Source organism: Streptomyces sp. YS415 (genome assembly GCF_023544665.1).
In the GTDB taxonomy this organism is placed as follows: Bacteria; Actinomycetota; Actinomycetes; order Streptomycetales; family Streptomycetaceae; genus Streptomyces.
Genome location: NZ_JAMJFL010000019.1, coordinates 1 through 26610, shown reverse-complemented (window position 1 = coordinate 26610; position 26610 = coordinate 1). Strand labels below are relative to the sequence as shown.

The window sequence follows — 26610 nt, the reverse complement described above, 5'->3', positions numbered from 1 at the left end:
TCACCCCGGGAAACGGCCGGTACTGCGCAGCGCCCAGCGCCGCTCCGCGTAGGCCAGATCGTCGCGCCACAGCCGTCCGGCCGTACGGCGCATCAGCGGGCGCAGCACCGGCGCGGCGGCCCGGGCCAGGGCGAAGCCCCGTCGGTCCGAGGCGGCGACGACCGCCTCCACCACGGCCGTCCGCGGGTGGGCGTCCCCCTCACCGGTCAGCGGCGTGGCATGCGTCTCCACCACCGACGTGGCGCCCTCGCCCTCGGTGATGCGCATGAGGACCGTACGCGGCCCCGGTGCGGTGAACTCGGCCCGCACCGGCACCACCAGACGGCCCGCCACCCGGAAGGAGACATCGACGACGAAGGCGTCGTCCTCCTCGCCCTGCGGCTCCCGCACCACCGTCAGGTCGACGAACGAGTACGGATGGAACCAGGAGCCGTGCCAGGGGTCGAGCCGGTTGGCGACCACGTCCTGCGGCTCGCACCGCCCCACCGCCGTGAACACGGAGTCCACCGCACCGTCCGCCGCCGGCCGCGTCGGCACCAGGGGGCGCTCCGAGGGCTCCTCGCCGCCGACCGCGTCCAGCCGCACCCACACCAGCACCCCGTCGTCGTGCACGGGGTACGGGCTCCAGCCGGCGAACGGCGTACCGTCCAGGGCCAGTCCGTGCCAATGGCACACCAGGGTGCCGCACACCACCCGGCTGTCCCGCAGGGGAGCGCCCAGGTGCGGGCAGGCACCCGGCCCGCCGCGCAGTTCACCCGCCGCCGAGCGCCACAGCACCACCTCCACGCCGCCCACGGTCCTGCCGTACGGGCGCCCGCCGACGGGCACGTCTCGGGAGGCGCCGACGACGAACCAGTTCCCGGACGGGCGCGTGCTCGCCCGCTTGAGGGCGTCGGCGATCAGGGCGGGCCGCGCCTGCCGCCAGGTGGGGCCCTGCGCGGCCCAGTCCGGGCCGTCGGGCCGTCGCCGCAGCGGCGGTGTCCAGCGGCGGCCGTCCGCTCGCTTCCTCACCTCACCGCTCCCTTCGTCCGAGTGACGCCTTGTCCTCCGGGGCCGCCTCGCGCACGCCGCGGGCGCGCCGCCGCGCACGCAGGACATGGACCGCACCGGCCGTCGCGGTGGCCGCGCGACGCAGCCGGGACACCGCGGCACGGCGGTGCAGCACGGCGTAGTCCTGGGAGGCGATGGCGTCGAGGATGCCGCCGTAGAGGGTGAACGCGGTGCGGATGCAGGGGCGCACCCGCGGGTCGAGCATGGCGATGCCCGGTTCCGCCGTCCGGTACACCGCCCGGATCATGGCCTCGGCGGCGACGAGCGCGGCGTGGATGCGAGGGTCCCTGCGTCCGGTGCGGCGGCTCCACTCCAGCAGCGGCCGGTCCACCCCGTGGGCGGCGAGCAGGTCGGCCGGCAGGTAGACGCGGCCCCGGTCCAGGTCCTCGCCCACGTCCCGCAGGAAGTTGGTGAGCTGGAACGCCTCACCGAGGGCGGCGGCGTGCGGGGCTGCTTCCTCGCGCGGGACGACCGTGCCGAGCACGGGCAGCATCTGCAGCCCGATGACCGCCGCCGAGCCGTGCATGTACTCCCGCAGGTCGGCGTAGGTCGGATAGTCCGTGACGGTCAGGTCGGCGCGCATCGAGGCCAGGAAGTCCGCGAACAGCGCCCGGTCGATGTCGTACCGGTGGGCGGTGTCGGCCACGGCGCGCACCACCGGTTCGTCCCCGCCGCCGGTGCGCAGCTCGCGGGCGAGGTCGCCCTCCAGCCGCTTGAGCATCCGGTCGCGCTCGTCCGGGGTCCGGCTGCGGTCGAGGTCGTCCACGATGTCGTCGGCCCAGCGGGCGAAGCCGTACAGGGCGTGCACGGCCGAGCGGCGTTCCAGCGGGAGCAGCCGGGTGGCGAGGAAGTAGGTCCTGCCGTGGCGGGCGTTGAGCCGCCGGCACTCGGTGTAGGCGGCGCGCAGCGCGGGGTCGGTGATGGCGGCGGCGTCCAGTTCACGACGGGTCATGCCGAACCTGCCCGGGGTGAGGTGGAGGAGGACCGCACGGAGGGCGGGGCGGCGCTCCTGCCGCGGCCGCCGGTGATGCGGGCGGCGGCGAGCTTGCCGCTGATGAGGACCGTCGGCACCCCGACGCCCGGGGTGGTGCCGCAGCCGGCCAGGACCACGTTGTCCCAGCCGCGGACCAGATTGCGCGGCCGGAACGGGCCGGTCTGGGCGAACCGGTGGGAGACGGAGAAGGGGCTGCCCGCCGCGTGCCCCTGGGCTGCCCAGTCCAGCGGGGTCACCAGCATTTCCTCCTCGACACTGGCGGCGAACCCGTCGAGGCCCCGGCGCTCGAGTTCGGCGACCAGGCTGTCGCGGTAGCGCGGGCCGAGGCTTCGCCAGCTCTCGGCGGAGGGGCCCACGGTGGTGTTCGGGCAGGGGGCCAGGACGTAGTGCAGATGGCGGCCGGGCGGTGCCAGGGCGGGATCGTGGGTCGTGGGACGGGTGATCAGCAGGGACGGATCGCTCATCAGGGTTCCCGAGCGGGTCAGTTCCTCGAACGTGCGCTTCCACGCCGTACCGAAGGACAGGGTGTGGTGGGCGAGGTCGGACCAGGTGCGGTCGCCCCCGGCGTGCAGGATCACCGCGGACGGTGAGTGGCTCAGCCGCACGGGCCGTCGGGGCGCGCCTCCCAGGAGCTGGTGGGCGGTGGACAGTTCACAGCTCAGCACCACCGCGTCGCAGGCGATCCGCTCACCGGACGCCAGGCGCACGGCACGCACCCGGCCCGCGGAACGTTCCAGTGCGGAGACCTCCGCCGACCACCTGAACCCGGCGCCGGCGTCCGCCGCCGCGTCGGCCATGGCGCGGGGGACGGCGTGCATGCCGCCCTTGGGGTACCAGACCCCGGCCACCGTGTCCATGTAGGCGATCACCGCGTAGGCCGCCAGGGCCCGGGCCGGGGCGACGCCCGCGTACAGGGCCTGGAAGGAGAAGACGCGGCGCAGGCGGGCGTCGGAGAGGAAACGGCCGATCTGCCGGTCCAGGCGGCCGAAACCGCCGAGGGCGGCCAGGCGTGCCAGGTCGGGGTGGAGGAGCTGGACGGGCGAGTCGAAGTTGGCGTCGATGAACCGCTGCATCTGCGCCCCGTACAGCTCGGTCAGCCAGTGCCGCAGCCTGCGGTAGCCGGCCGCCTCCGCGGGTCCGGCGAAGCGCCGGACCTCCTCCTCCATCGCCTCCGCGCCGGTGTGCACGTCGAGGGAGGTGCCGTCCGCGAACCGGGCCCGGTAGGCCGGGTGCAGGGCCACCAGTTCGACCCGGCGGGCGAGGCTGTCACCGACGGCCGCGAACGCCTCGTCCGCCAGGTGCGGCATGGTCAGCACGGTGGGCCCGGTGTCCACCTCGTACCCGCCCAGCCGCACCCGGCCGGCCCGGCCGCCCGGGCCCGCGTCCCGTTCGACGACGGTGACCCTGCGGCCCGCGCCCAGCAGGTGCAGGGCGCAGGCGAGTCCGGACAGCCCGGCCCCCACCACGACGACATGGTCGGTCGGTCCCGCCACGCTCCTCATGCGTCCTCCCCGCCACGGTGCGGGCCGTTGCCGGAGGCCCGGGCGACCAGCTCGGCGAACTCCCGGCGTACGGCGGGTTCGGCGCCGGTCGCGGCGAAGTGCCGCAGGCTCCGGGACGCCAGGTCCGCGATCTTCTCCTCCACCATGTCCCTGGCCCCGACGCGCTCCAGCGCCGCCCGCATCCGGTCCACCGTGCGCGGCGACCGCTGCCCGGTGCCCGGCGCGAGCACGGCGGCGGCTTCCCCGTCCCCGCGGGCCTCGGCGAGCCGGACGGCGACGGCGAGGAGATACGTCAGCTTGCGCGAGCGCAGATCGTCGTCGGCGGGTTTCCCGGTCCGCGCCGGGTCCCCGAAGGCGCCCAGCAGATCGTCACGGAGCTGGAAGGCCAGTCCCGCGCACCGGCCGGCGGCCCGCAGCGTGTCCAGCGTGCGCTCGTCCGCGCCGGCCAGGGACGCCCCCAGGGCCAGGGGCCGGGCCACGGTGTACAGGGCGCTCTTGAGCGTGGCGACGGTCAGCGCCTCGTCGACACCGGAGGAGTCGGTGGCCTGGGAGTGCAGGTCGCGGTACTGCCCGGCGACCATCTCGCCCCGCATCGCCTGCCATTCCCGGTGGAGCGCCGCTCCGTGCGGCGAGGCGAGGGCTGTCTCCGTCAGGAGGTCGTCGGCCCAGGCGAGCGCGAGATCGCCGGCCAGCACCGCGGCGGAGACCCCGAACGACTCCGGCGAGCCGCTCATCCCCGCGGCCCAGTGCTTGCGGGCGAGGTCGACGTGGAGCGCCGGAGCGCCCCGGCGCAGTACCGATCCGTCCATCACGTCGTCGTGGACCAGGGCGCACGCCTGGAGCAGTTCGAGGGCGGCGGCGGTGCGCAGCACCGCGTCCGCGTCGCCCGAGCCGCCGGCCGCCCGCCATCCGCACCAGGTGAACGCCGTGCGCAGCCGCTTGCCGCCGCGCTGCGCGAAGGCGCTCACCCGGTCCGCCACGTCATGGGCGAACAGTGCGTCCGTCTCGCGGGTGCGGTCCAGCGCCGCGCCGAGCCAGTGCTCCAGCACGGTCCCGACAGCCTCGGTGGCGTCCAGAGCGGTGAGCGGGGCGCCCACGCCTCCGTCCGCCTCGGGCACCGCGGGCCGCAGTCCCAGCATGCACAACCCCTCCTCGCTCATGGCCATTCGGACACCAGTGCTTCCGTCGAGGGCTCCGGGTCGGATGCAGCGATCAACGGCCGGCGGCGAGGGCTGTGCCGACGTGCGCCAGGGCGTCCCTTCATCAGCCGCGGCCACGTGCCCTCTTGAAGCGCGCGAGCCCGTCACCGAGGTCGATCAGCGGCTTGGGATAGTCGACCCGCTCCTCCTCGGGCAGCTGCCACGGCTCATGGGCGCGGCTGCCTTCGACGTGCTCCAGTTCCGGCACCCAGCGCCGCACGTACGCCCCCTGCGGGTCGAAGCGCTTGCCCTGGACGACCGGGTTGAGGACGCGGTGGGGGCGGGTGTCGGTGCCGGTGCCGGCGACCCACTGCCAGTTGAGCTGGTTGTTGACGAGATCGCCGTCCACCAGCAGGTCCAGGAAGTGGCGGGCGCCGATCCGCCAGTCGACGTACAGGGTCTTGGTGAGGAAGCTCGCCGTCAGCAGGCGTGCCCGGTTGTGCATCCAGCCCTCGTGGCGCAGCTGGCGCATGGCGGCGTCGACGACCGGATAGCCGGTACGGCCGTCCCGCCACGCGGCGATGTCCTCGGCCGCCTCGTCCTCGGTGCGCCACCGGTCGTGCCGGGTGCGGTAGTCCTGGGCGGACGCGTCGGGCCGGGCGGCGAGGACCTGGTAGTGGAAGTCGCGCCAGCACAGCTGCCGGATGAAGGCCGCCGCGCCCGGTCCGCCGCGCGCCCGGGCCCGCTGGACGAGTTCGACCGGCGAGAGGGCACCGAAGTGCAGGTACGGGGAGAGCCGGGAGGTCGCGTCGCCCGCCAGGTCGTCGTGCCGGTCCTCGTACTCGGCCAGGTCCCCCGCGGCCCACCGGGAGTAGCTGTCCCGGCCGCGCAGCTCGCCCCCGACGGCAAGGCCGGGGGAGAGGCCGGACAGCCCGTCCCTGCCGGGCAGCGGCTCGCCGCGCGCCGCGCCGGGCACGCGTACCGTGCGGGGCGCGGCGAGGACCTCCCGCAGATGCTCCTGCGACCAGCGCCGGAAGTACGGGGTGAAGACGGCGTAGTGGTCGGTGCCGGCCGGGGTCAGCGCGCCGGGGGCGACGGCCGTGACCACGGCGTCGTGCACGCGCAACCGCATCCCCTGGCCGTGCAGGGCGTCCCGCAGCCGCTCCTCGCGCCGATGGGCGTAGCCCGTGACGCCGGCCGCCAGGTGCACCTCGCTCGCCCCGCACTCGCCGGCGACCGCGAGGACCTCACGGACGACCGGGCCCGAGCGCACGACGAGCCGTCCGCCGCACCGGCGCAGCGAGCCGTCGAGGTCGGCCAGGCAGTCGGCGAGGAAGGCCGCGCGGTTGGGAGCGTCGAAGCCGGTCGCGTGGATCGCGGGGTCGCGGACGAACAACGGCACCACCTCGTCCGCCGCCTTCAGGGCGGCGCGCAGCGGCGGATGGTCGTGCAGACGCAGATCCGAGGTGAACAGGACGACCGCGACGGTCATGTGACACTCCTGACGGTGTACTGAGGCCCCTACTGCCGCACTCTTCGGTCACGGCGCGGCAGCCGGATGCGGGGGGAGTGCGCCGAGGGCCCGCGCGCGCTCATGCCCTTGGCGGCGGCCTGCGTGATGTTGCGGGCCATGCCGCCGAAGACGACCGCGTGGAAGGGCGAGACGGACCACCAATAGGCGTGGCCGAGCAGTCCGCGCGGGTGGAAGAACGCGCGCTGCCGGTAGCGGGTGCCGCCGTCGGCGTCCGTCTCCGCGTACATCTCCAGCCAGGCCAGCCCCGGCAGCCGCATCTCCGCGCGCAGCCGCAGCAGCCGGCCGGGTTCGATCTCCTCGACCCGCCAGAAGTCCAGCGAGTCGCCGACCCGCAGGCGTTCCGCGTCCCGCCGGCCGCGGCGCAGGCCGACCCCGCCGACGAACCGGTCCAGCCAGCCGCGGACGGCCCAGGCGAGCGGGAAGGAGTACCAGCCGTTGTCACCGCCGATGCCCTCGATCACCTTCCACAGCGCATCGCGCGGAGCGTCGACGCTCAGCTGCCGTTCGTCCTGGTAGAGGCTGCCGCCGGCCCAGTCCGGGTCGGTGGGCAGCGGGTCGCTCGGTGCTCCGGGGACGGCGGCGGAGGACCAGCGGGTGACGACCTGCGCCTCCCGGACCCGGCGCAGCGCCAGGGACAGGGCCTCGTCGAAGGGCAGCGGCCGGCCCGGCAGGTCCGGCACGTACCGGGCGATGTCGTGTTCGCGGCAGACGACCTCGTGCCGCAGCGACTCGGTCAGCGGCCGGGCGATGGAAGCGGGAACCGGGGTGACCAGGCCGACCCAGTGGCTCGACAGCCGGGGGGTCAGCACGGGCACGGGCACGATGACCCGCGGCCGCAGTCCGGCGACGGCGGCGTAACGGCGCATCATCTCCCGGTAGGTGAGGACGTCGGGCCCGCCGATGTCGAACGCCCGGTCCACGTCGCCCGGCAGCGTGGCGCAGCCGACGAGGTAGCGCAGGACGTCGCGGACGCCGATGGGCTGGGTGCGGGTGTGGACCCAGCTGGGGGTGACCATGACGGGCAGGCGCTCGGTGAGGTAGCGCAGCATCTCGAAGGAGGCCGACCCGGACCCGATGACGACCGCGGCCCGCAGCACCGCGGCGGGCACCGGCGCGTCGAGGAAGATGCGTCCCACCTCGGCCCGGGACCGCAGGTGCGGCGAGAGCGACCGCTCGGGGACGCCCTCGGGTGTGAGCCCGCCGAGGTAGACGATCCGCCGTACACCGGCGGCATGCGCCTGCTCGGCGAAGATCCGGGCCGCCCGGCGGTCGGTGTCCTCGAAACCCGTACCGCTGCCCAGGGCGTGCACCAGGTAGTAGGCGACGTCGATGCCGCGCATCCCGGCGGCGACCGACTCCGCGTCGGTGACATCGCCCTGGACCGTCTCGACGTAGCCCGCCCAGGGGTGGTCGCGGAGTTTGCCGGGGGAGCGGGCCAGGCATCGCACCCGGTGACCGGCGTCCAGCAGTTCCGGCACCAGCCGTCCGCCGATGTAGCCGGTCGCCCCGGTCACCAGGCAGTGCAGCCGCTGTGTGCCGCGCTGTCCGTCCGTGCTCATGGCCGTTCCTCCAGGGTGTGGCGCGGCGGGCGGTTCGCCCGATTCCTGCGGGTCCGCTCGTCCACGAACACTTCGCGCGAAGTGCCGCCGGCGGATGCGCGACCGGGGCCGGACCGCCCGGTCACGGGATGGGGGCGGCCGGTCCGGCCGCCTGGTCGGCGCGACCGCCGGCGCCGAGCAGCCCCGTCGCGGTGAACGGCTCGGCGGCGGCCAGGCGGGGCAGTTCGCGGCGCGACAGCATCGTGACGACCGGCGGCATCGCCCCGCGCACCAGTTGCATCGCGCGCAGCCATCCGGGCACGTAGACGGACGGACGGCGGCGTTCCACGGCCGTGACGAGCCGGTCCGCCACCTGCGCGACGGGGTAGACCTTGCGCGCCGGTGCCGGCATGTGGCGGCGCAGTTCCCGCAGTACGGCGTGCTCGTCGGCGTCGCGGACCATGTCGGTGTCGGTCCAGTTGATGTAGGCGATCCCCACGCCGACGTGCTGGTGGGCAACCTCCGCGCGCAGGGCGTGGGCGAAGGACTCCACCCCGGCCTTGGAGGCGCAGTAGGCGCTCATCATCGGCGAGGTGCCCATGGATGCCAGAGAGGCGACCTGGAGGAAGTAGCCGTGGGTGGCGAACAGGTCCGCCAGGAAGGTGCGGGCGGTGACGGCGCTGCCGACGAGGTTGACCTCGATCACCCGGCGCCAGACCGCGAGGTCGGCCTCGGCGAACGGACCGCCCTCGGCCACTCCCGCGTTGGCGACCACGATCGAGGGGGGTCCGAACCGTGCGCGGATGTCGGCGGCGGCGCGGAACATGCCGTCCGCGTCGGTGACGTCGACCTCCCAGCACGCGGACTCGCCCGGGAGGGTGTCGCTGACCTCGGCCAGCGTCCGCTCCTCGCGGCCGAGCAGGGCGACCCGGGCGCCCCGGCGGGACAGGTCCCGGGCCAGTCCCGCGCCGAGACCGCGCGCCGCTCCGGTCACGACGGCGGTACGGGCGTACAGGGGACTGCGGGCAACCGGCATCGGAGTTCCTTCTGGCCGCGGCACAGGGCCCGGCCCACGCTAGACGCGGACCGGGCCGTCGGCATGTCGGCGGCCGTGCCGCTACTCCGCTGGTGTGGCCTGGGACTTCTCCCCGGTGCGGGGGCGGGCGAGCGCGCTCGGCCACCACGCCCTGGGCCCGATGTCGATCACCAGGGCGGGCACCAGCAGCGAGCGCACCACGAGGGTGTCCAGCAGCACCCCGAAGGCGACGATGAACGCGATCTGCACCAGGAACGCCAAGGGGATGACCATCAGGGCCGCGAAGGTCGCGGCGAGCACCACTCCGGCGGAGGTGATCACGCCGCCGGTCGTGGTGAGCCCGCGCAGCACGCCCTGCCTGCTGCCGTGGACGAGCGCCTCCTCCCGGACCCGGGACATGAGGAAGATGTTGTAGTCCACGCCGAGCGCCACCAGGAACACGAAGCCGTACAGCGGCACCGAGGCGTCCGTGCCGCTGAAGCCGAGGAGGTGCTCGAAGACGAGCGCCGAAACTCCGAGGGTGGCAAGGAAGTTGAGGGCGACCGTCGCGACCAGCAGGAGGGGTACGAGCAGGGAGCGCAGCAGCAGCGTCAGGATCAGCAGGATGATGGCCAGCACCACGGGCACGATGACCGTGCGGTCCCGGGCGGCGGTCTGCTGGGTGTCGTACTGCTGTGCCGTGTAGCCGCCGACCAGCGCGTCGGCGGCGGAGACGGCGTGCACGTCCGTGCGCAGCCGCTCGATCGTCTCCTTGGCCGCGTCGCTGTCCGCCGCGGCCTCCAGGGTGGCGTCGATGCGCACCCGGCCGTCGACGACGAGCGGTTCACCCCCGCCGGGCCGCCCCGATGCGGAGACGGCAGCGGCCGACGCCACGCCCTCGGTCCTGCTCGCGGCGGCGGTCACCGCATCCGCGCGGTCGGCGTCGGCGATGATGACGGCGGGGTTGCCGGACCCGCCGGGGAAGTGCTCGCCGAGCGTGGCCTGGGCGGCGACCGACGGCGCGTCGTTCACGAAGATCTTGTCCAGGGGGACGCCCTTGGAGGACAGGGCGGGCGAGAAGCAGGCGAAGCCGGCCAGCACGACCGCGGTCACCACCCAGGTCCGCCGGGGCCGGCTGTCCACCGTCCGGGCGATCCGCCGCCACACTCCGCTGCCCTGCGCCGACATCTCGGACGGCTTGGGCCGGGACGGCCAGTACGCGGCCCGGCCCAGCAGGGCCAGCACGGCGGGCAGGAAGGTGAGCGTGGACAGGACGGCGCACAGGATGCCGATGGCGCCGACCGGTCCGAGCGCACGGTTGTTCGTGAGGTCGCTGGCGAGCAGGGCGAGCAGCCCGAGCGCGACGGTGGCCGCGCTGGCGGTGATCGCGCCGAAGGAGCGGCGCACGGCGGCCACCGCGGCCGAGGCCCGGTCCCCGCTCGTGGCGAGTTCCTCGCGGAAGCGCGCGGCCAGCAGCAGGGCGTAGTCGGTGGCGGCGCCGATCACCAGGATCGACAGGATGCCCTGCACCTGGCCGTCGACCCGGACCACGTCCCGCTGCGCCAGCGCGTAGACGACGGCACAGGCGAGCCCCAGGGCGAACACGGAGCCGAGGATGATCAGGAAGGGCAGCAGGACGCTGCGGTAGACGAGCAGCAGGATCAGCAGCACGGCGCCGAGCGCCACGCCCAGCAGCAGGCCGTCGATGCCGGCGAACGCGTCCGACAGGTCGGCCTGGCTCGCCGCCGGTCCGGCGATCTGCGCCGAGGTCCCCGGCACGCCCTTCGCCGCCTGACGTATCCGGTCCAGGGCGGTGGGCAGTTCCTCGCCCAGGTCGGGCTCCAGCTGGACGACGGCCTGCAACGCCAGGCCGTCCTCGGAGCGGATCGCGGGTGACGGCCTGCCCACGAGGCCGGGCTGCCCGGCGAGGGCGCTCACCGCCCGGGTGGCGGCCTTCTGCTGCTCCTGGCCGACCCGTTCGCCGCCCGCCGTCCAGACCACGATGGCGGGCAGGGTCTCGGACTGGTCGAACGCCTCCCGGGCTTCGAGGACCTGGGTGGACTCGGCGCTCCGCGGCAGGAACGCGGCCTGGTCGTTCGTGGCCACCTCGCCCAGCTTGCCCGCGTACGGGCCGAGCGTGCCGCCGACGCCCAGCCAGACGAGCAGCAGGACCAGGGGTACCAGCCACCGGGCCCGGCGCGGTGCGATGTTCATGAGCGTCCCAAAGCAGTAGACGGAATGTGTCGACGACAAAGTATCTCAACGATCAAGTTACTTTATGCTGGGGGTATGAGCGCTCCCGGCCTGCCCTCGCCGTCTCTTCCCGCGGACGACCCGACAGGGTTGCAGTCCTTCGCGGTTCTGCTGCGCCGGATGAACGGCGAGTTCAACCGCATCGCCCAGGAGTTCGCCCAGGCCCACGGGCTGCATCTCACCGACGTCCAGGCGCTGATCGCGATCCTGGACGCCGACCCCGACGACGGGCCGATGACCCCGGGCCGGCTGCGCCGGCAGCTCAACCTCACCTCCGGCGCGATGACCGCGTGCGTGGACCGGCTGGAGCGGGCGGGCCACGTCCGGCGCGTCCGTGCCGTCGACGACCGCCGTGTGGTGCACCTGCACTACGCGGCCGGGGGCAGGAACCTGGCCCGGGACTACTTCCGGCCGCTGGCCCGCAGCACCGACACGGCGCGCGGCCGCTTCACCCCGGACGAACTGGCGGTGGTCGTCCGCTTCCTGGCGGAGCTGAACCGGGAACTCGTCCTGCTGCGCCGGGATGCCGACCAGGGGTGATCGGGGAGGGGTCCACCAGGAAGGGTGTGAAACCGCATCCATTCCACCCGTACCCGTTGAAATGCGGGCATGAAGCTACGGGATGAACTTCCGGTCGACCACCACCTGGCGACGGTCTACCGCTACGGCGCCGGCCTGTGCGGCCTCGTTCTGCTCACCTTCGGGGCCCTCGGTTTCGCCGACGCCCTCAGCCCGTTCGACACGGAGGGCGACGAGATCGCCGGGATGACCACCAACCTCACGCTCAGCGTCATCTCCACCGTCGTGGGCCTGGCGCTGCTCGTCGGAGCGGTGATCGGCGGCAACTTCGCCTCGACCCTCAACATGACGGTGGGCGCGCTGTTCGTCCTGAGCGGCTTCGCCCACCTCTTCGTCCTGGACCGGCCCGCCAACTTCCTGGACTTCGGGATGACCAACGTGGTCTTCAGCTTCGTCATGGGCCTGGTCATCGCCACCTTCGGCATGTACGGCCGGGTCTCCAGCAAGCTCCCGCCCGACAACCCCTACCGGCAGCGCAGGCACGACCGGGCGCCGGCGCTGCCCGAGGTCGCGACCAGGAGCGCGGCTCGCGAGATCGCACGGCCGGAGCCGTGGACGAATCGGTGACGGCCGGCCGCATCCGCCGGGGCCCCGGGACCGGAAGCAGGGGCAGGTGCGCGTGCGCACCCCGGCCGCGCCGGCCGGCCCGCCCCTGCCGACCGACCGGGCCCTTGGGGCCCCTGGAGTCCGTATGACCCTGCTGCGCGACGAAGACCTCGCCGTCGCCTTCGACCACGCGTCCCGCAGTTACGACGCGCTGGTCGCCGCCAACCCCGGTTACCACGCGCACCTCCGGCGCTCCGTGCGCCGGCTCGGGCTGCCCGGACGCGGAGAAGGACTGCGCCTGCTGGACCTGGGCTGCGGGACCGGTGCCTCCACGGCCGCCCTGCGCTCCGTCCTGCCCGCCGCCGACATCACGGCCGTGGACGCCTCCTCCGGCATGCTGGCCCGCGCCGCCGCCAAGCCCTGGGCGGACGGCGTGACCCTGGTGCACGCACCGGCCGAGGGCCTGGCCGAGGCGGGGGTGAAGGGGCCGTTCGACGCGGTGTTCGCCGCCTACCTCTTCCGCAACGTCGCCGACCCCGATGCGGTACTCGCCACGGTCCACGACCTGTTGCCGCCAGGCGGGCGCCTCGGCGTGCACGAGTACTCCCTCAGCGGGCGCCGCGCCGACCGGGCCGTGTGGACGCTGGTGTGCCGGGGCATCGTCCAGCCCGCGGCGACCGCGCTCGGCGACGGGCCGCTGTACCGGCACCTGTGGCGCAGCGTCGTGGACTTCGACACCGCCGACCGGTTCGCCGCGCGGATCGGCGCGGCCGGCTTCGAGCGGGTCCGCGCCCTGCCCCTGCCCGGCTGGCAGACGGGCATCACCCACACCTTCGTGGCCGCACGAGGGGAGACGGGCCGATGAGCGGCGCCACGGACCGCCCGCCCGCCGCCCGCCGCGGCAGGGACCGCCGTGCCCGGGTCCTGGTCGCGCCCCCGGGAGCCCGGCAGGCCGAGGGCCGGCCCACCGTCGCCGTGATCGGCGGCGGCATCGCGGGGCTGGCGGCCGCGACCGCGCTGGCCGAACGAGGCGTGGCCGTCACCCTGTACGAACGCGAGCCCTACCTCGGCGGCCGGGTCGGCGGCTGGTTCACCCGGCTGCGGGACGGCAGCACGGTGACGATGAGCCGCGGCTTCCACGCGTTCTTCCGCCAGTACTACAACCTGCGCGGGCTGCTGCGCCGTACCGACCCCGCCCTGTCCCGGCTGACCGGCCTGCCCGACTATCCGCTCCTGCACGCAGGCGGGCTGCGCGACAGCTTCCGGCACGTGCCGCGCACCCCGCCGTGGAGCGCGCTCGGCTTCGCCGCCCTCAGCCGCTCCTTCCGGCTGAAGGACCTGCGCGCCATGGACCCGGTCGCCGCGCTGCCCCTGCTCGACGTGCGCGTGCCCGACATCTACGACCGCCTCGACGCCGTCAGCGCGCACGACTTCCTGGACGCCGTCCGCTTCCCGCAGGACGCCCGCCATCTGGCGTTCGAGGTGTTCTCCCGGAGCTTCTTCGCCGACCCCCGGCAGCTGTCGGCCGCCGAGATGGCGCTGATGTTCCACATCTACTTCCTCGGCTCCTCCGAGGGCCTGCTCTTCGACGTTCCCCGCGATCCCTTCCCCGCGGCCCTGTGGGATCCGCTCACCCGGTACCTGCGGCAACACGGCACCGAGGTGCGCACCGCCACGCCGGTCGAGCACGTCGAGCCCGCGCGGGGAGGCGGCTTCGAGGTCGTCGCCGGCGGCCAGGAGCGGTGGTACGACGGTGTCGTGCTCGCCCTGGACGCCTCCGGCCTGCGCTCCCTGGCCGCCCGTTCGCCGCACCTGGCCGACGAGCCCTGGCGCGAGCGCGTCGCACGTCTGCGCACCGCCCCGCCCTTCCTGGTCAGCAGGCTCTGGCTGGACCGGCCCCTCGCCCACGACCGGCCGGGCTTCCTGGGCACCAGCGGATTCGGCACGCTGGACAACATCAGCGTGCTGGACCGCTGGGAGGACGAGGCGGCGCGCTGGTCCTCCCGCACCGGAGGCTCCGTCGTGGAACTCCACGCCTACGCCCTGCCGCCGGACGCCGACCGCGAGATCGAGCAGAAGCGGCTCGTGGAGCAGCTGCACCGGATCTGCCCGGAATCCCACACCGCCACCGTCGTCGACGCCCGCCACGAGTGGCGCGCTGACTGTCCGCTGTTCCCCGTGGGCGGCTACGCCGACCGCCCCACCGTCCGCACCCCCGACCCCGCCCTCGTGGTGGCCGGGGACCTGGTGCGGACCGACCTGCCCGTGGCGTTGATGGAGCGCGCGGCGACGACCGGCTTCCTGGCCGCCAACGCACTGCTGGAGCGGTGGGGGGTGCGGGGGCAGACGCTGTGGACGGTGCCCGACCGCGGTCGGGGCGCCGTGCTGCGCGGACTGGCCGGCCTGGCGGCGCGCTGACCGGCGAGATCGCGGCCCGCTCGCGGGGTGACCGGCCCGGAAAGGGATACCCGTACCCCGTGGGCGTCCTCGCGGCGCCGGGGGAAGGAGGCACCGAGACCATGAGGCTGCCGACCGACCTCGGCCGCATACGCGACCGTACCGGCGAGGCGATCTTCTCCCGGGTGGCCGGACCCGAGGGACCGGCCAACCGCGCGCACATCCACGGCACGCCCGGACCGCGCTGGTTCGGCCCCGACCGGCCCGTGCGCCGCGTGCACGGGGACGCCTCGATGTTCACCGGGGGACTGGCCGCGCTGCTCCTCCAGTCGCTGCACCCGCTGGCCATGGCCGCCGTCTCCGGGCACTCGGGGTTCCGGGGCGATCCCTGGGGGCGGCTGCAGCGCACGAGCACTTTCCTGGCCGTCACGACGTACGGCCCCGCCGACAGCGCCCAGGAGGCCTGCGACCGGGTGCGGGCGGTGCACGAGAGCGTGCGCGGCACGGCCTCCGACGGCCGGCCCTACCACGCCTCCGACCCGCACCTGCTGTGCTGGGTGCACATCGCCGAGGTCGACTGCTTCCTGCGCGCCCACCAGCGGTACGGCGCCCGCCCGCTGGACGACGCGGGCTGCGACGGATACGTCGCGGACATGGCCCGCATCGCCACCGCGCTCGGCGTCCCCGATCCGCCGACCGACCGTGCCGGGCTCGAGCGGCGGCTGGCCGCCTACCGCGCCGAACTGCGTGCCACGCCCGAGGCGCGGGACACGGCGCGCTACCTGCTGCTGCGGCCGCCGATCCCCTGGCCCGCCCGCCTGCCGTACGCGGTGCTGGCCGCCAACGCCGTGACCCTGCTGCCCGGTTGGGCCTCCCGAGCGCTCCGGCTGCCCCGCGTCCCGGTCGCCGAAAACCTGTGCGTGCGCCCGCTCGGCACCGCCCTGACCGGGGGGGATCCGCTGGGCGATGGCCCCCTCCCGCCGACAGGCGCGCACGGACGACGGCTGACCGGTCCCACCGGGCCGCGTTGGTGCATCCCGGGGCGGGGAACACGGCGAAGTGCCAGGGGGTCGACGCGGGAGAGGTGGTCATGTGGGCGCCGCAGAGAAGGCGACGGACGTGGTGGTGGTCGGGGCCGGTGTCGCCGGGCTCGCCTGCGCCCGCGACCTGCTGGAGGCCGGGGTCGGCGTCCGGCTGCTGGAAGCCTCGGACGAGGTCGGCGGACGCATGCGCTCCGACCGGGTCGAAGGGTTCGTGGTGGACCGCGGGTTCCAGGTGTTCAACACCTCCTACCCCCAGGTCCGGCGCCGGCTGGTGCTGAAGGATCTCGGACTGCGGCCCTTCACCCCGGGCGCGCTCGTGCACGGCCCGGCGGGCAGGCTGCGCTTCAGCGATCCCACCCGGCGCCCGCGCACACTGCCGGATCTGCTGCCGGGGCGACTGGCCGGGCCGCGCGACCTGGCTGCCCTCGGGGTGCTCTCCGCCCGCGACATGCTGCTTCCGGCGCGCCGCCTGAAGCGGACGGCGGACACCACCACCCGCACGGCGCTCGCGCAGGCCGGGATCTCCGACGACCTGGTGGAGCGGTTCTTCCGGCCGTTCCTGTCGGGGGTGTTCCTGGAGGACGAACTGGTCACCTCCGGCCGGGTCTTCCACCTGGTGTGGCGGAGCATGCTGCGCGGCACGCTGTGCCTGCCCGCGCACGGCGTCGGAGCCGTCCCGCGCGCCCTGGCCGGCGCCCTGCCCACCGGCACCGTGCGGCTGGAGACGCCCGTGGAGCAGCTGACCGGCGCGGGCGTGCTGACGGCGGGGGGCCGTGAGCTTCCGGCGCGGGCCGTGGTGGTGGCGACCGGACCCGGAGCGGTCGCCTCGCTGCTGCCCGACGTCGACCTCCCCGCCTACCGGGTCGTGACGACGTACTTCCATGTCGCCCCGCGGTCCCCGCTGGGCGAGCCGACGCTGCTCGTGGACACCCGGCGCCGTTTCCTCAACACCTGTGTCCTCAGCGAGGTCGTGCCCGAGTACGCCCCGGCGGGCCATGCGCTGATCGCCACCTCGGTACTGGGCCACGACGTCGAGGGCCGGGAGAGCCAGGTGCGCGAGGCCCTCGGCGAGGCGTACGGGACGGGTACGGACGACTGGCAGCTCCTGACGGTCCGTACGGTCGAGGACGCGCTGCCCGCCATGGCGCCGCCGCAGCCCCTCAGCCGGACCACCCGAGTGGGCGCGGGCCGCTATGTGTGCGGCGACCACCGGGCGACCGGTTCGGTCCAGGGCGCGATGGCCTCGGGGGCGCGGGCCGCCCGCGAGGTACTGCGCGACCTTCGCCGCTGACCGGTGCCGCAGATCGCGCGCCCGGCACTCATTTTCTTCGGGGCCTGCATCCGCGGGCGGCTTCCCTGCGGAAGTGACATACGCGGGAGGGACAGGGCTCTCGCCCCGAGACCCCCCGAGCCGGGGCGAGAGCCCGTTTCGCGACAGGGGCGAACGACTGTCGCCCCGGTCCCACACCCGTCAGGCAAGCGGATCGTGGCCCCAGTTCATGAGCGAGTGGCGCCACCGCGTGTCGCGTACGTCGCCGGAGGGGCGCTGGGCCAGGTGGCGGCGGATGTAGCCGACGACCTTGCGCATGTGCCCGTAGTCCTCGTCCGACAGGTCGCCCTTGGAGGTGCGCAGGATGGTGAGGATGCGGCGGCCCGAGGCGTGCCCGGTCGACTCACCGCCGTCCTTGCTCTGCCCGGCGCCGCGGGACTCCTCCGTCTCCAGCCACTTCTCCAGTTCCGCCGGCTTCATGGTGACCAGCTCGCGGAACTCTTCCCACGTCTGACGCTGTTCCTCGTCCATCCGCGGCTCACTTCTTGCGCTTCTTGAGGGCGGACGGCTTGTGGACGGCGGAACGCCCGGACTTGTCGCTGCGCACTTCGTACTGCGGCTCCTCCGACGAGGCGTCGACGGTGCGGCCGGCGGCCTCGGTCCGCTCGGTGATCTTCTTCTCGACCTTGCCGGTCGTCTCGCTGCCGTGGCTGCTCCAGGCGACCTTGTCGCCCTTGCGCAGGTTCTGCTCCCGGCTGCTGTCCTTGGCCATGTCGTGAGCCTCTCCTGGTCGCGGCCCGTCCGGCGGGTCCGGGGCAGTGCCGCGGTTTCCGCTTCCCACCTTGTGGCGCGGGCGGACGGTCCGCACCCGCAGCTCACCGGGGGCCGTCCACCTCCGCCCCACCCGAGAGCCGTCCGCTGACCTGCGCGTCGGCGCCCTTGGGGGCGCGGACGGCGAGGAAGCGTCCGTCGGCCGCCGCGCGGACCGGGGACGCCGCCTCCACACGGGTGAGCGACCTGCTTCCGGCGGCGAGGAGGTACGACGCCCCGGAGGGGGCCCGCCAGTCGATGCCGGCCACGACGTCCTGCCCGAACCGGCTGCACTCGGCGGTGTTCGCACGGACACCGGCCGACCGCGCGGCGCCGCTGCCCGGGCCGAGGAAGAGGTACTCCACGCGTCCCCGGCCCCGCCAGGTGTCCGCCCGGGCACACACCCACGTGGCCCGCCCGGCCCGCTCGGGCAGTTCCTGCTGGGCGAACACCCAGTGGTTCACCGCCCGCACCCCCTTGCCCCGCAGCCCGTCCAGGCGGCACGCGGCGCGCGCCCAGCCCTCCAGGGCATCCGGGCCGGTGGCCTCCCGGGGCGGACGCGGCCGCACTCCGCGCTCCGGCGGGGGCATGTAGGTCAGGTGCGCGGGCGACAGGCCGCCGAGGTCGGTGAGCAGGAACGCGTGGTCTTCCACGATGCGCGGGGAGGACCGCAGCCGCACCACCGGCCAGGTCCGGCAGTCGCCGCCGGCCGACGGCACGGGAACAGGACCGGTGACGCCGCTGCCGGAACTGTCCAGGGCGCGGACCCCGGTGTCGGGCGCGAGCAGGTCGCGGGTGCCCGCCTCGGCGATCCACGGCGCCAGCAGCAGCCGTACCGAGTCCGCCGAGCGGGAGACGACGATCGCGGCCGCGGTCGTCACGTCGGCGCCCTCGGTGAGGGCCGAGACCAGCTCCGGCGATCCGTCGCCGGACAGCGGTTCGCTGTAGCGCACGGTGGTGAGGTCGTCGTGCAGGAGGACCACCGCGCGGTCGTCGACGTCACCGGCGAACAGCAGACGCGGCGGCCGGCCCGTCCCCGAGGACGCCGCTCCCGGCTCCGCCGACCGCCGCACCCGCCGGTCCGGGGCCGACCAGGCCCGCAGAGCCCGCTCCAGCAGGTCCCGGTCGTCGGTCCGCGCGCCCCGGGCGGGCCAGGCGGTGAAGTCGACGCGGGCCGTGTCGGCCCAGGCGTCGGGGGGTGTGCGGCGCACCGCCTCGGCGCCGGCCGCCGACGCCGGACCGTGCCGCCCGCTGCCGACCCGGTCGGTCGTGCCGTCCGGGAGAGCGAGCGCGGTGACCACGGCGCACCCGGCCAGCAGGACGGCGGTCGCCGCGGAACGCACCCGGTGCCGGCGGCGGAGCAGGTCGGTCGGCCGCGCGTGCAGCAGGCAGGGATCGAACTCCGGGGCGAGCAGGGCGCTGACCGGCACGCCGGTGCCCGGGTCCGGCGGCTGCTCGGCGGCGGGATGGGCCTCCGGCGAGGAGGGGTGCCCCTGCTCGACGAGCCGCCGCGCCGCCAGGACGGCGCCTTCCGGCTCGGCCACGCCCACCGCCCGCAGGACACCGCCCGCGCCCTCGGCGGACTCCTCGTCCAGCACCAGCAGCGCGACGGCCGCCCGCACGGGCCAGTCGGCCTGGGCGAGAGCCCGGTCCAGCGCCATCTCCTCGGCGCCGCCGGGCTGCGGGAAGACCCGCAGCCCCCACACCGCGGGCAGCATCGAGCGGGCCCGGGACAGCCGTGCGGACCATGACTCCTGGGCCATGGCGTCCCGCAGCACACGCGTGCGCAGGGCGGTGTACTCGGCCGGGGCGGTCTGCTGAGCCTCCCTCGCCCGGCGCAGGCCGGGGACGGCCGGCCGGCGGCGGGGGAGTGCCCGCTGCACGACACCGTGCGCGGTGAGGACCCGCCGGTGGCGCCCCAGGTCGCGCGGGAGAGTGACGTAGGCCAGTCGGACCAACCGGGCGTAGTGCTTCATGAGCGCGGCCTCGGCGAGCTCCACGTCGAGTACGCGCGGTTCGCTGCCGGGGACCGTGGGCCGACGCAGGGGCATGATCGCTTCGCTCTTCCGGGTGAGGGCGGAAAGATTCGCTCCTAGGGCAAACGAGTGATCTTCGAAGCCGTCACCTCGGCGCCCCGGATCCGCGGCGCCGGATGCCGGGGCGAGGAAGACAGGGATGACCCGGCCGAAGCGGGGTAACCGGTTGCGGACAAAGGCTTTGCCGTACCGGCATTGTCGTCCACCGAAGTCAGGAGGCAGACATGCCAGGCATGTTGGACAAGATCAAGCAGTTCAGTCGCAGCCCGCAGGGACGCCGTACCGCGGAGCAGGTTCGCCGCGCCTCGGCCGACCCGCGCCGCCGGGCACAGGCGCAACGCCTGCTCGGCAAGTTGCGGGGGCGGCGGCACTGACCGGCAGACCGTGCCGGAGTTCTGACGCTGTATCAGGGGCCGGGATGCTCTCGCGTTCGGTGGGCGCATCGCGGCCCTCACCCCTGTCCGCCGGTCCACGCGGTGCCAAGGGCACGTGCCGGGGGCGCGCCGATCGGGAGACGGTGAAACGACCATGTTGTCCAGCAGCAGGAAGGGGGTCGGGCGCACACGCGGCGCTCCCCTGCCTGTGACTCCTTCTCCCGCCTCCGAATCCTCCGCCCCCGCGCGCGGCGACTGCGGCGTCGGCGCGTCGTGGCGCGGTGCCCCCTGTCCCATCCTGGTGATGGACCGCGACGGCGGCGTCGTCGATCTCAACGCCGCCGCCCGCACCCTCCTGCCCGACCCGGCCCCGGGCGGCGGCGCCGGACGGACCGCGCCGCACTGGCTCCTCGACGCGCACCGCGGCCTGACGCCGGGGGACGCCGGCACCGGCGAGCCGGCCCCGGCGGCGGGCACGATCGCCGACCGCGCCTTCCGCGCCCACCCCACGCCCCGCCCCGGCGGCGAGGTGGTGTGGTGGCTGCTGGAGGACACCGATCTACGGCTCACCGAGCGGGCCCTGGACAGCGCGCGGGAACGGGCCTCGATCCTGGCGGCGGCCTCCAGCGCCCTGCTCTCGTCGCTCAACCTCGACCGCTGTCTGGAGGTGACCGCGCGGCTCGCCGCCGAACACCTCGCGGACGCCGCCGTGGTGGTCGCTCCCGCGCAGGGCCGCCGCCATCCGCTCACCTACGCGGAGAAGGGCGGGCCCCTCAGCCAGACCAAGCGGGAGATCGACCCGGAGGCGGTGCCGGGGCTGACCGAGGCGCTGCAGGGCTTCCCGCCGGTGCCCGCCCGCTGGATCAGCCCCGACAGCATCCCCGACTGGGCCGTCCCGCCGGGCTTCGCCGGCCCCATCGGCTCCGTGATCGTCACCCCGCTGCCCGGGCACGGCATCCCGGCGGGCGCCCTCGTCCTGCTCCGCTCCGGCAGCCACCGAGCCTTCGACGAGGGCGAGGAGGTCTTCGCCCGCCTGTTCTCCTCGCGGGCCGGAGCCGCGCTGTCCGCGGCCCGCCTCTACACCGAGCAGGCCGCCATCACCGGCGCCCTGATGCGGGACCTGCTGCCGCCCACCCTGCGCCAGGTGCACGGCGTGGGATACGCCGGCCGCTACCGGGCCGCCCGCGATCACGAACGGGTCGGCGGCGACTTCTACGACGTGCATCCCGGCGCCGACCCCTCGCAGGAGTCGTTCGTGGTCCTGGGCGACGTGGCGGGCAAGGGGCTGGAGGCCGCGGTGCTCACCGGCAAGATCCGCAGCATCCTGCAGGCGCTGCTGCCGCTCTCCGGCGACCACCAGCAGGTCCTCGGCCTGTTGAACGGCGCGCTGCTGAACTCCCACAGCGCCCGCTTCGCCACCCTGACGCTGGCCTCCGCCCGCTTCCGCGCCGGGCTGGTGCACCTCAGGCTGACCAGCGCCGGCCACCTCCCGCCGCTGATCGTGCGGCGGGACGGGCAGGTGGAGGAGGCGCAGACCCGCGGGCAGCTGATCGGCGCCATGCCCGACGTACAGGCGAGCACCGCACGGGTCGTCCTGGCGCCCGGCGAGAGCTGCCTGCTGTACACCGACGGCATCACCGAGGCCCGCGGCGGCCCGCTCGGCGACGAGATGTACGGCGAGCGCCGGCTGCGCGCCGCGCTCCGCGACTGCGCGCGGATGCCCCCCGAGGCACTGGTCGAACGCGTGCACATGCTGGCGGACCAGTGGCTCGGCGGGCGCAACCACGACGACATGGCCACCCTCGCCCTCACCAACCCGACGGGCAGCCGGGGCCGCCTCCAGCTCGTCGGCGGACGCCCCGGCCGTACCGCCGCCACGGAAGGCGCGAACAGGGAGAACGACGCATGAGAAGTGCCGTACCGGCGGATCACGAGATCCTGGCGCTGCGGGAACGGCTGTGGACGGCCGCGCTGGACGCCGACGAGGCCGCGGCGATCGACGTGGTGGACTCGGCCGCGCAGGAGGGGTGGTGCCCGGAGTCCCTTCTCCTCGACGTCATCGCCGCGGTGCAGCGCAAGGTGGGCGAGGAATGGGCGGCCGACCGGATCACCGTGGCCGATGAGCACGCCGTCACCGCCATCAACGACCGGGCGGTGGCGGCCCTGGCGCAGCGCCTGCCCCGCCCCTCCGGCGACCGGCCCCGGGTGACCGTGGCGTGCGTGGACGGGGAGTGGCACGCCCTGCCGGCCCGCCTCGTGGCGGAGACCCTGCGCTGGCGCGGCCACTGGGTGGACTTCCTCGGCGCCCATGTGCCGACCCCCCACCTCATCACCCACCTGCACGCCACCCGCCCCGAGGCGGTGCTGCTGTCCGTGTCGATCCCCACGCATCTGCCCAAGGCCCACGCGGCCCTGACGGCGTGTCAGTCGATCGGCGTTCCGGTCGTCGTCGGCGGCGCCGCCTTCGGCCCCGACGGCCGTCAGGCCCGCGTCCTGCGAGCCGATGCCTGGGCGAAGGACGCCAGAGGGGCCGCCGACCTCCTGGAGGCCGGGCTGCAGATGCCGTACGCCTCCGCCGACCGGCACCAGGTCGACGATCTGCCGCACCTCGCCGACCAGGAGTACACCCTCATCCTCCGCAACCGGTCCGCCCTGGTGAAGCAGGCGCTGCACGACCTGGAGGAGCGGTATCCGGCGATGCGGCAGTACACCCCGGACCAGTACGACCGCACCGCCGAGGACATCAGCCACATCCTCGACTTCCTGGCCACCGCCCTCTACTTCGACGACGGCGACATCTTCCTGCGGTTCGTCACCTGGACCGCCCACATCCTCACCGTGCGCCGGGTCCCCGTGGCCTCGCTGGGGCTGGGTCTGGCGGTGCTGGCCACGGAGCTGCACGACTTCCCGCGCGCCCAGCGCTTCCTGCGGGACGCGGGCGCGGCCCTGGACGCCCCGCCCGCCACGGCCGCACCCGGAACGGAGGTGGCCGCATGAGCACGTATCCGGCCCTCCGGGTGGTCACCCGCACCGTCGCTCCCGGCGTGCTCGTCGCGGCGGTCGGGGGCGAGCTCGACTACGACACCGGGGGCACGTTTCTCGCCCTGCTGTCGGACGCCCTCGACAGTTACGTCCAGGAACACGGCACGAGTCCCTCGGACCTCCACCTGGACTGCACGGACCTGACCCTGATCGACTCCGTGGGCTTGTCCTCGCTCCTCATGCTCCGGCGGCGAACGCAGCGGGCGCGGACCACCCTGCACCTGGACAACCGCTCCGCACAGCTCACCCGCCTGCTCGACCTCACCGGCACCACCGCCTACCTCACCGAGCCCCCCACCGCGCGGCGCCCGGCCGACGGCTGGGAGGCCGACGAGCCGGACGCCGTGAGCGCGCCGTGAGGAGGTGGAACCGCATTGTCAGTGCCGTGGGCAAGAATGCGGCGCAGCAAGATCAACACCGGGCCCGGACGGGGCGATCGGTGTCCGTTTCCCGTGTCTGGAAGGACCCTGCCGATGCCGCTCACGCATAGAAGCCTCCTCGACCGGGCGGCCGGCCCCGCCGCCCCGCGTCCGAGCACCGCTGCCGGGTCCCGCCCGCGAGGGCCCGTGGCCCCGCTCGCCGGGCCCGCGGCCGAGGTGCTGCGGATTGTGTCCGACCCCCGCACGCCGGTGTTCGTCACGGCTCACGCGGGCGGCCGGCTGCGCTACGGCTACTGGCGGCCGGTCGGCTCCGCCGGCGGTACCGGCGGGTGCTACGTCGCCCTGCCGACGGAGGTGTGCGAGGAGTTGCGCGCGACGGGCCGCATCACGCTGGGCGCCCCGGTCACCGATCCGGGGAAGACCACCTATCAGGTCAGCGCGGCCCGCACCCTGTCGCGGGCGGAAGGCGCCGGGCGCGCCCGGCGCCGGGCGGCCTGACGACCCGTCCGGGCGGGCTCCTGCGGGCGGAGTAGCGGTCCCGACCGAGAATGACGGTCCTTCAGCTTTGAGCGGGCGCTGCGCGGATACCCGGTGGTCATGACGAAGCTGCATCTTCCGGGGCGCAAGGCACACCACGACTCCGACGAGCGCTCGGCGCGAGCGCGGCCGTCACCGGAGGAGGCGGGGCCTGACGAGCAGGTCGAGGAGGCGGCGCCGGACTCGCCCACGAAGCTGCCGAAAGGGGCCTGGTGGGCGGTGCTCAAGGGCACCGTCAAGGAGTTCAAGGACGACGAGCTGACCGACCGGGCCGCGGCGCTGACCTACTACGGGGTGCTGTCCCTGTTCCCGGCGCTGCTGGTGCTGGTGTCCCTGCTCGGCATCGCCGGTGAGTCGGCGACCGACAAGGTGCTGACAAACCTTCAGGACCTCACCCCCGGCTCTGCGCGGGACATCATCACCCGGGCGGTGGAACAGCTGCAGAACAACGCCGGCACCGGCTCGGTGATGGCCCTGATCGGCCTCGGGCTCGCGGTGTGGTCGGCGTCCGGGTACGTGGCGGCCTTCATCCGCTCCGCGAACGCCGTCTACGACATGCCGGAAGGCCGGCCGGTGTGGAAGGTCCTGCCGGTGCGCGTGGCCGTCACCGTGGTGCTGATGGTGATGGCGGTGGCCTGCGCGCTGATCGTGGTCTTCACCGGCGGTCTGGCCAGCCAGGCCGGACAGGCGCTCGGGATCGAGGACTCGGCGCTGACGGTGTGGTCGATCGCCAAGTGGCCCGTGCTGGTGGTGCTGGTCACCATCATGATCGCGATCCTGTACTGGGCGACCCCGAACGCCAAGGTCAAGGGCTTCAAGTGGATCACCCCCGGCAGCTTCCTGGCCCTGGTGATCTGGCTGGCCGCCTCGGGCGGGTTCGCGTTCTACGTGGCCAACTTCGCCTCGTACAACAAGACGTACGGCACCATGGCCGGCGTCATCGTCTTCCTCGTGTGGCTGTGGATCAGCAATCTCGCGATCCTGTTCGGCCTGCAGTTCGACGCCGAGACCGTGCGCCAGCGCGCCATCGCGGGCGGACATCCGCCCGAGGCGGAGCCGTACACCCAGCCCCGGGACACCAGCAAGTGGGACGAGGAGGACGTGCGCCGTTTCGAGGAGACGTCACACCCCGACCCGGAGGGCCCGGCGGACGACCAGCACCGGAGCCATTAGCAACCATCGGTTGCGCATTGGGCCGTACCGCTCTACCGTTATACGCAACCAAAGGTTGCTAATGGCTGGAGAGCGGCATGGAATACGGCAGCATCGAGCGGGAGATCCATATCGACGCCACGCCCGAGGTGGTCTACGAGGTCGTCAGCCGGCCCGAGCACCTGCGGGAGTGGTGGCCGGACGAGGCCGACCTCGCCCCGGTGCCCGGCGCCACCGGCACCATCACCTTCGGTGACAAGACCACCCCGGAGGCGACCGTCGTACCCCTCACGGTGGTCGACGCCGACCCGCCGCGACGGTTCTCCTTCCGGTGGGTCTACGAGGAGGGCGCGACGGCGGCGCCGGGCAACGCGCTGCTGGTGACCTTCGAACTGGTTCCCTCCGGCGCGGGCACCCTGCTGCGCTTCAGTGAGACCGGCTTCTGGGAGCGGGGCTGGGAGGCGGCCGTACTCGAAGAGGCCTACCGCGAGCACGTCACCGGCTGGGACCACTTCCTGCCCCGCCTCGTCGGCTACGTCGCGAGGGTGGTGTCGACGCGGTGACCGTCTCCGTCGACGACGAACTCTGGTCGGCCGTGGGCGACCCCACCCGGCGACGCATGCTCGACGTGCTGCTCGCCGACGGCGGCGGCACGGCCACCACGCTCAGCGGCCGGCTTCCGGTGACGCGGCAGGCGGTCGCCAAACACCTCGGTGTACTGCACCGGGTCGGACTGGTGCAGGTCACGCCCTCCGGACGCGAGCGCCGCTACGAGGTGGACGAGGCCCAACTCGCCCGCGCAGTCGCCCAATTGTCGGCCGTCGGGGCCACATGGGACGCCCGGCTGCAGCGCATCAAGCGGATCGCCGAGGCGATCCAGCGCGGCCAGGAGAAGTGACCGCGCGCTTCCCGAAGTCTTCCCGTACCGCATGGCGGTACCGCGCCCCGACGCGGGCGCTCATCCCAGGAAAGAGGCAGCGACATGGTGGACATCCTGCACAGGATCGGCGTCACCTCGTCACCCGACGAGGTCTACACCGCCCTGACGACCATCGACGGACTGGCGGGCTGGTGGACGCAGGACACGGAGGGCGACAGTGCCGTCGGCGGAGTGATCCGGTTCCGCTTCGTGCCCGGCGGGTTCGACATGAAGGTCCTGGAGGCCGAACCGGCCGAGCGCGTGGTCTGGGAGGTCGTGGACGGCCCGCCGGAGTGGATCGGTACGCACGTCAGCTTCGAGCTGAAGCAGGAGGACGACTTCACGATCGTGCTGTTCCGGCACGAGGGCTGGAAGGAGCAGGTGGAGTTCATGCACCACTGCTCCACCAAGTGGGCGACCTACCTCATGAGCCTGAAGAAGCTGGTCGAGACCGGCAAGGGCGACCCCTCGCCCCATGACGTGCAGATCAGCAACTGGCA

Annotated in this window: 25 protein-coding genes and 1 pseudogene; 15 read left to right on the top strand and 11 right to left on the bottom strand. The window is 74.2% G+C overall.

Annotated features, from left to right (window positions below; genetic code table 11):
- The 8 genes from M8H82_RS23285 to M8H82_RS23250 form a co-directional block, all read right to left on the bottom strand.
- Positions 1-1011, bottom strand: a complete 1011-nt coding sequence (locus tag M8H82_RS23285) for a DUF5914 domain-containing protein (protein WP_250076873.1) — start codon at positions 1009-1011, stop codon at positions 1-3.
- A 1-nt stretch (position 1012) separates the two neighbouring features.
- A complete protein-coding gene (locus tag M8H82_RS23280; protein ID WP_250076872.1) occupies positions 1013-2002 on the bottom strand; it encodes a phytoene/squalene synthase family protein in 990 nt (329 codons plus the stop codon).
- Positions 1999-3546 (bottom strand): phytoene desaturase family protein, encoded by a 1548-nt coding sequence (gene crtI, locus M8H82_RS23275; protein ID WP_250076871.1) that lies wholly within the window; start codon positions 3544-3546, stop codon positions 1999-2001. Before crtI ends, M8H82_RS23280 begins: the two co-directional genes overlap by 4 nt.
- Positions 3543-4685: a polyprenyl synthetase family protein gene (locus tag M8H82_RS23270; protein ID WP_250076870.1), complete on the bottom strand. Its 1143-nt coding sequence runs from the start codon at positions 4683-4685 to the stop codon at positions 3543-3545. Before M8H82_RS23270 ends, crtI begins: the two co-directional genes overlap by 4 nt.
- 124 nt (positions 4686-4809) lie before the next feature.
- Positions 4810-6177: a deoxyribodipyrimidine photo-lyase gene (locus M8H82_RS23265; protein WP_250076869.1), complete on the bottom strand. Its 1368-nt coding sequence runs from the start codon at positions 6175-6177 to the stop codon at positions 4810-4812.
- 29 nt (positions 6178-6206) lie between these two features.
- The gene (locus M8H82_RS23260) at positions 6207-7778 is read right to left on the bottom strand and encodes an SDR family oxidoreductase (protein ID WP_250076868.1); all 1572 of its coding nucleotides are present in this window, start codon (positions 7776-7778) and stop codon (positions 6207-6209) included.
- A 121-nt stretch (positions 7779-7899) separates the two neighbouring features.
- Positions 7900-8793: an SDR family oxidoreductase gene (locus M8H82_RS23255; RefSeq protein WP_250076867.1), complete on the bottom strand. Its 894-nt coding sequence runs from the start codon at positions 8791-8793 to the stop codon at positions 7900-7902.
- Positions 8794-8874: 81 nt separating this feature from the next.
- Entirely contained in the window at positions 8875-10986 is a 2112-nt protein-coding gene (locus M8H82_RS23250; RefSeq protein WP_250076866.1) for an MMPL family transporter, read from the bottom strand.
- A gap of 75 nt (positions 10987-11061) precedes the next feature.
- Between M8H82_RS23250 and M8H82_RS23245 the strand changes: the two genes are divergently transcribed.
- The 6 genes and pseudogenes from M8H82_RS23245 to M8H82_RS23220 all read left to right on the top strand — a co-directional run bounded on the left by M8H82_RS23245 (position 11062) and on the right by M8H82_RS23220 (position 16881).
- Complete coding sequence (locus tag M8H82_RS23245) at positions 11062-11565, top strand: MarR family winged helix-turn-helix transcriptional regulator (protein WP_250076865.1); 504 nt, start codon at positions 11062-11064, stop codon at positions 11563-11565.
- Between the two features lie 69 nt (positions 11566-11634).
- Complete coding sequence (locus M8H82_RS23240) at positions 11635-12171, top strand: DUF4383 domain-containing protein (protein ID WP_250076864.1); 537 nt, start codon at positions 11635-11637, stop codon at positions 12169-12171.
- A gap of 124 nt (positions 12172-12295) precedes the next feature.
- Positions 12296-13015: a class I SAM-dependent methyltransferase gene (locus M8H82_RS23235; protein ID WP_250076863.1), complete on the top strand. Its 720-nt coding sequence runs from the start codon at positions 12296-12298 to the stop codon at positions 13013-13015.
- A complete protein-coding gene (locus tag M8H82_RS23230) occupies positions 13012-14568 on the top strand; it encodes an NAD(P)/FAD-dependent oxidoreductase (protein WP_250076862.1) in 1557 nt (518 codons plus the stop codon). The genes M8H82_RS23235 and M8H82_RS23230 overlap by 4 nt, the downstream gene beginning before the upstream one ends.
- A 101-nt stretch (positions 14569-14669) precedes the next feature.
- Positions 14670-15555 (top strand): annotated as a pseudogene (locus M8H82_RS23225) (oxygenase MpaB family protein).
- Between the two features lie 84 nt (positions 15556-15639).
- The gene (locus M8H82_RS23220; RefSeq protein ID WP_250076861.1) at positions 15640-16881 is read left to right on the top strand and encodes an NAD(P)/FAD-dependent oxidoreductase; all 1242 of its coding nucleotides are present in this window, start codon (positions 15640-15642) and stop codon (positions 16879-16881) included.
- Positions 16882-17061: 180 nt separating this feature from the next.
- On the opposite strand, the gene M8H82_RS23215 is transcribed toward M8H82_RS23220, so the two are convergent.
- The 3 genes from M8H82_RS23215 to M8H82_RS23205 all read right to left on the bottom strand — a co-directional run bounded on the left by M8H82_RS23215 (position 17062) and on the right by M8H82_RS23205 (position 19721).
- Entirely contained in the window at positions 17062-17391 is a 330-nt protein-coding gene (locus M8H82_RS23215) for a DUF3140 domain-containing protein (protein WP_250076860.1), read from the bottom strand.
- Between the two features lie 7 nt (positions 17392-17398).
- On the bottom strand, positions 17399-17632 hold the full coding sequence (locus M8H82_RS23210; RefSeq protein WP_250076859.1) for a DUF2945 domain-containing protein: 234 nt from the start codon (positions 17630-17632) through the stop codon (positions 17399-17401).
- Between the two features lie 103 nt (positions 17633-17735).
- A complete protein-coding gene (locus tag M8H82_RS23205) occupies positions 17736-19721 on the bottom strand; it encodes a hypothetical protein (protein WP_250076858.1) in 1986 nt (661 codons plus the stop codon).
- A 209-nt stretch (positions 19722-19930) separates the two neighbouring features.
- On the opposite strand from M8H82_RS23205, the gene M8H82_RS23200 reads away from it, so the two are divergent.
- From M8H82_RS23200 to M8H82_RS23160, 9 genes are all read left to right on the top strand, one after another.
- Entirely contained in the window at positions 19931-20080 is a 150-nt protein-coding gene (locus M8H82_RS23200; protein WP_250076857.1) for a hypothetical protein, read from the top strand.
- Positions 20081-20282: 202 nt separating this feature from the next.
- Positions 20283-21989 carry a PP2C family protein-serine/threonine phosphatase gene (locus M8H82_RS23195; RefSeq protein ID WP_374211691.1) on the top strand — a complete coding sequence of 569 codons (1707 nt, stop codon included), beginning with the start codon at positions 20283-20285 and terminating at the stop codon, positions 21987-21989.
- Entirely contained in the window at positions 21986-23077 is a 1092-nt protein-coding gene (locus M8H82_RS23190; RefSeq protein ID WP_250076855.1) for a B12-binding domain-containing protein, read from the top strand. The genes M8H82_RS23195 and M8H82_RS23190 overlap by 4 nt, the downstream gene beginning before the upstream one ends.
- On the top strand, positions 23074-23481 hold the full coding sequence (locus M8H82_RS23185) for an STAS domain-containing protein (protein WP_250076854.1): 408 nt from the start codon (positions 23074-23076) through the stop codon (positions 23479-23481). The genes M8H82_RS23190 and M8H82_RS23185 overlap by 4 nt, the downstream gene beginning before the upstream one ends.
- A gap of 114 nt (positions 23482-23595) precedes the next feature.
- A complete protein-coding gene (locus M8H82_RS23180) occupies positions 23596-24000 on the top strand; it encodes a hypothetical protein (RefSeq protein WP_250076853.1) in 405 nt (134 codons plus the stop codon).
- A 99-nt stretch (positions 24001-24099) separates the two neighbouring features.
- Positions 24100-25212, top strand: a complete 1113-nt coding sequence (locus M8H82_RS23175; RefSeq protein WP_250076852.1) for a YihY/virulence factor BrkB family protein — start codon at positions 24100-24102, stop codon at positions 25210-25212.
- A 77-nt stretch (positions 25213-25289) separates the two neighbouring features.
- Positions 25290-25754 carry an SRPBCC family protein gene (locus M8H82_RS23170; RefSeq protein ID WP_250076851.1) on the top strand — a complete coding sequence of 155 codons (465 nt, stop codon included), beginning with the start codon at positions 25290-25292 and terminating at the stop codon, positions 25752-25754.
- Positions 25751-26089, top strand: a complete 339-nt coding sequence (locus M8H82_RS23165; protein ID WP_250076850.1) for a helix-turn-helix domain-containing protein — start codon at positions 25751-25753, stop codon at positions 26087-26089. The genes M8H82_RS23170 and M8H82_RS23165 overlap by 4 nt, the downstream gene beginning before the upstream one ends.
- Before the next feature lie 84 nt (positions 26090-26173).
- On the top strand, positions 26174-26610 hold a 437-nt coding region (locus tag M8H82_RS23160; RefSeq protein WP_250076849.1), incomplete at its 3' end, for an SRPBCC domain-containing protein.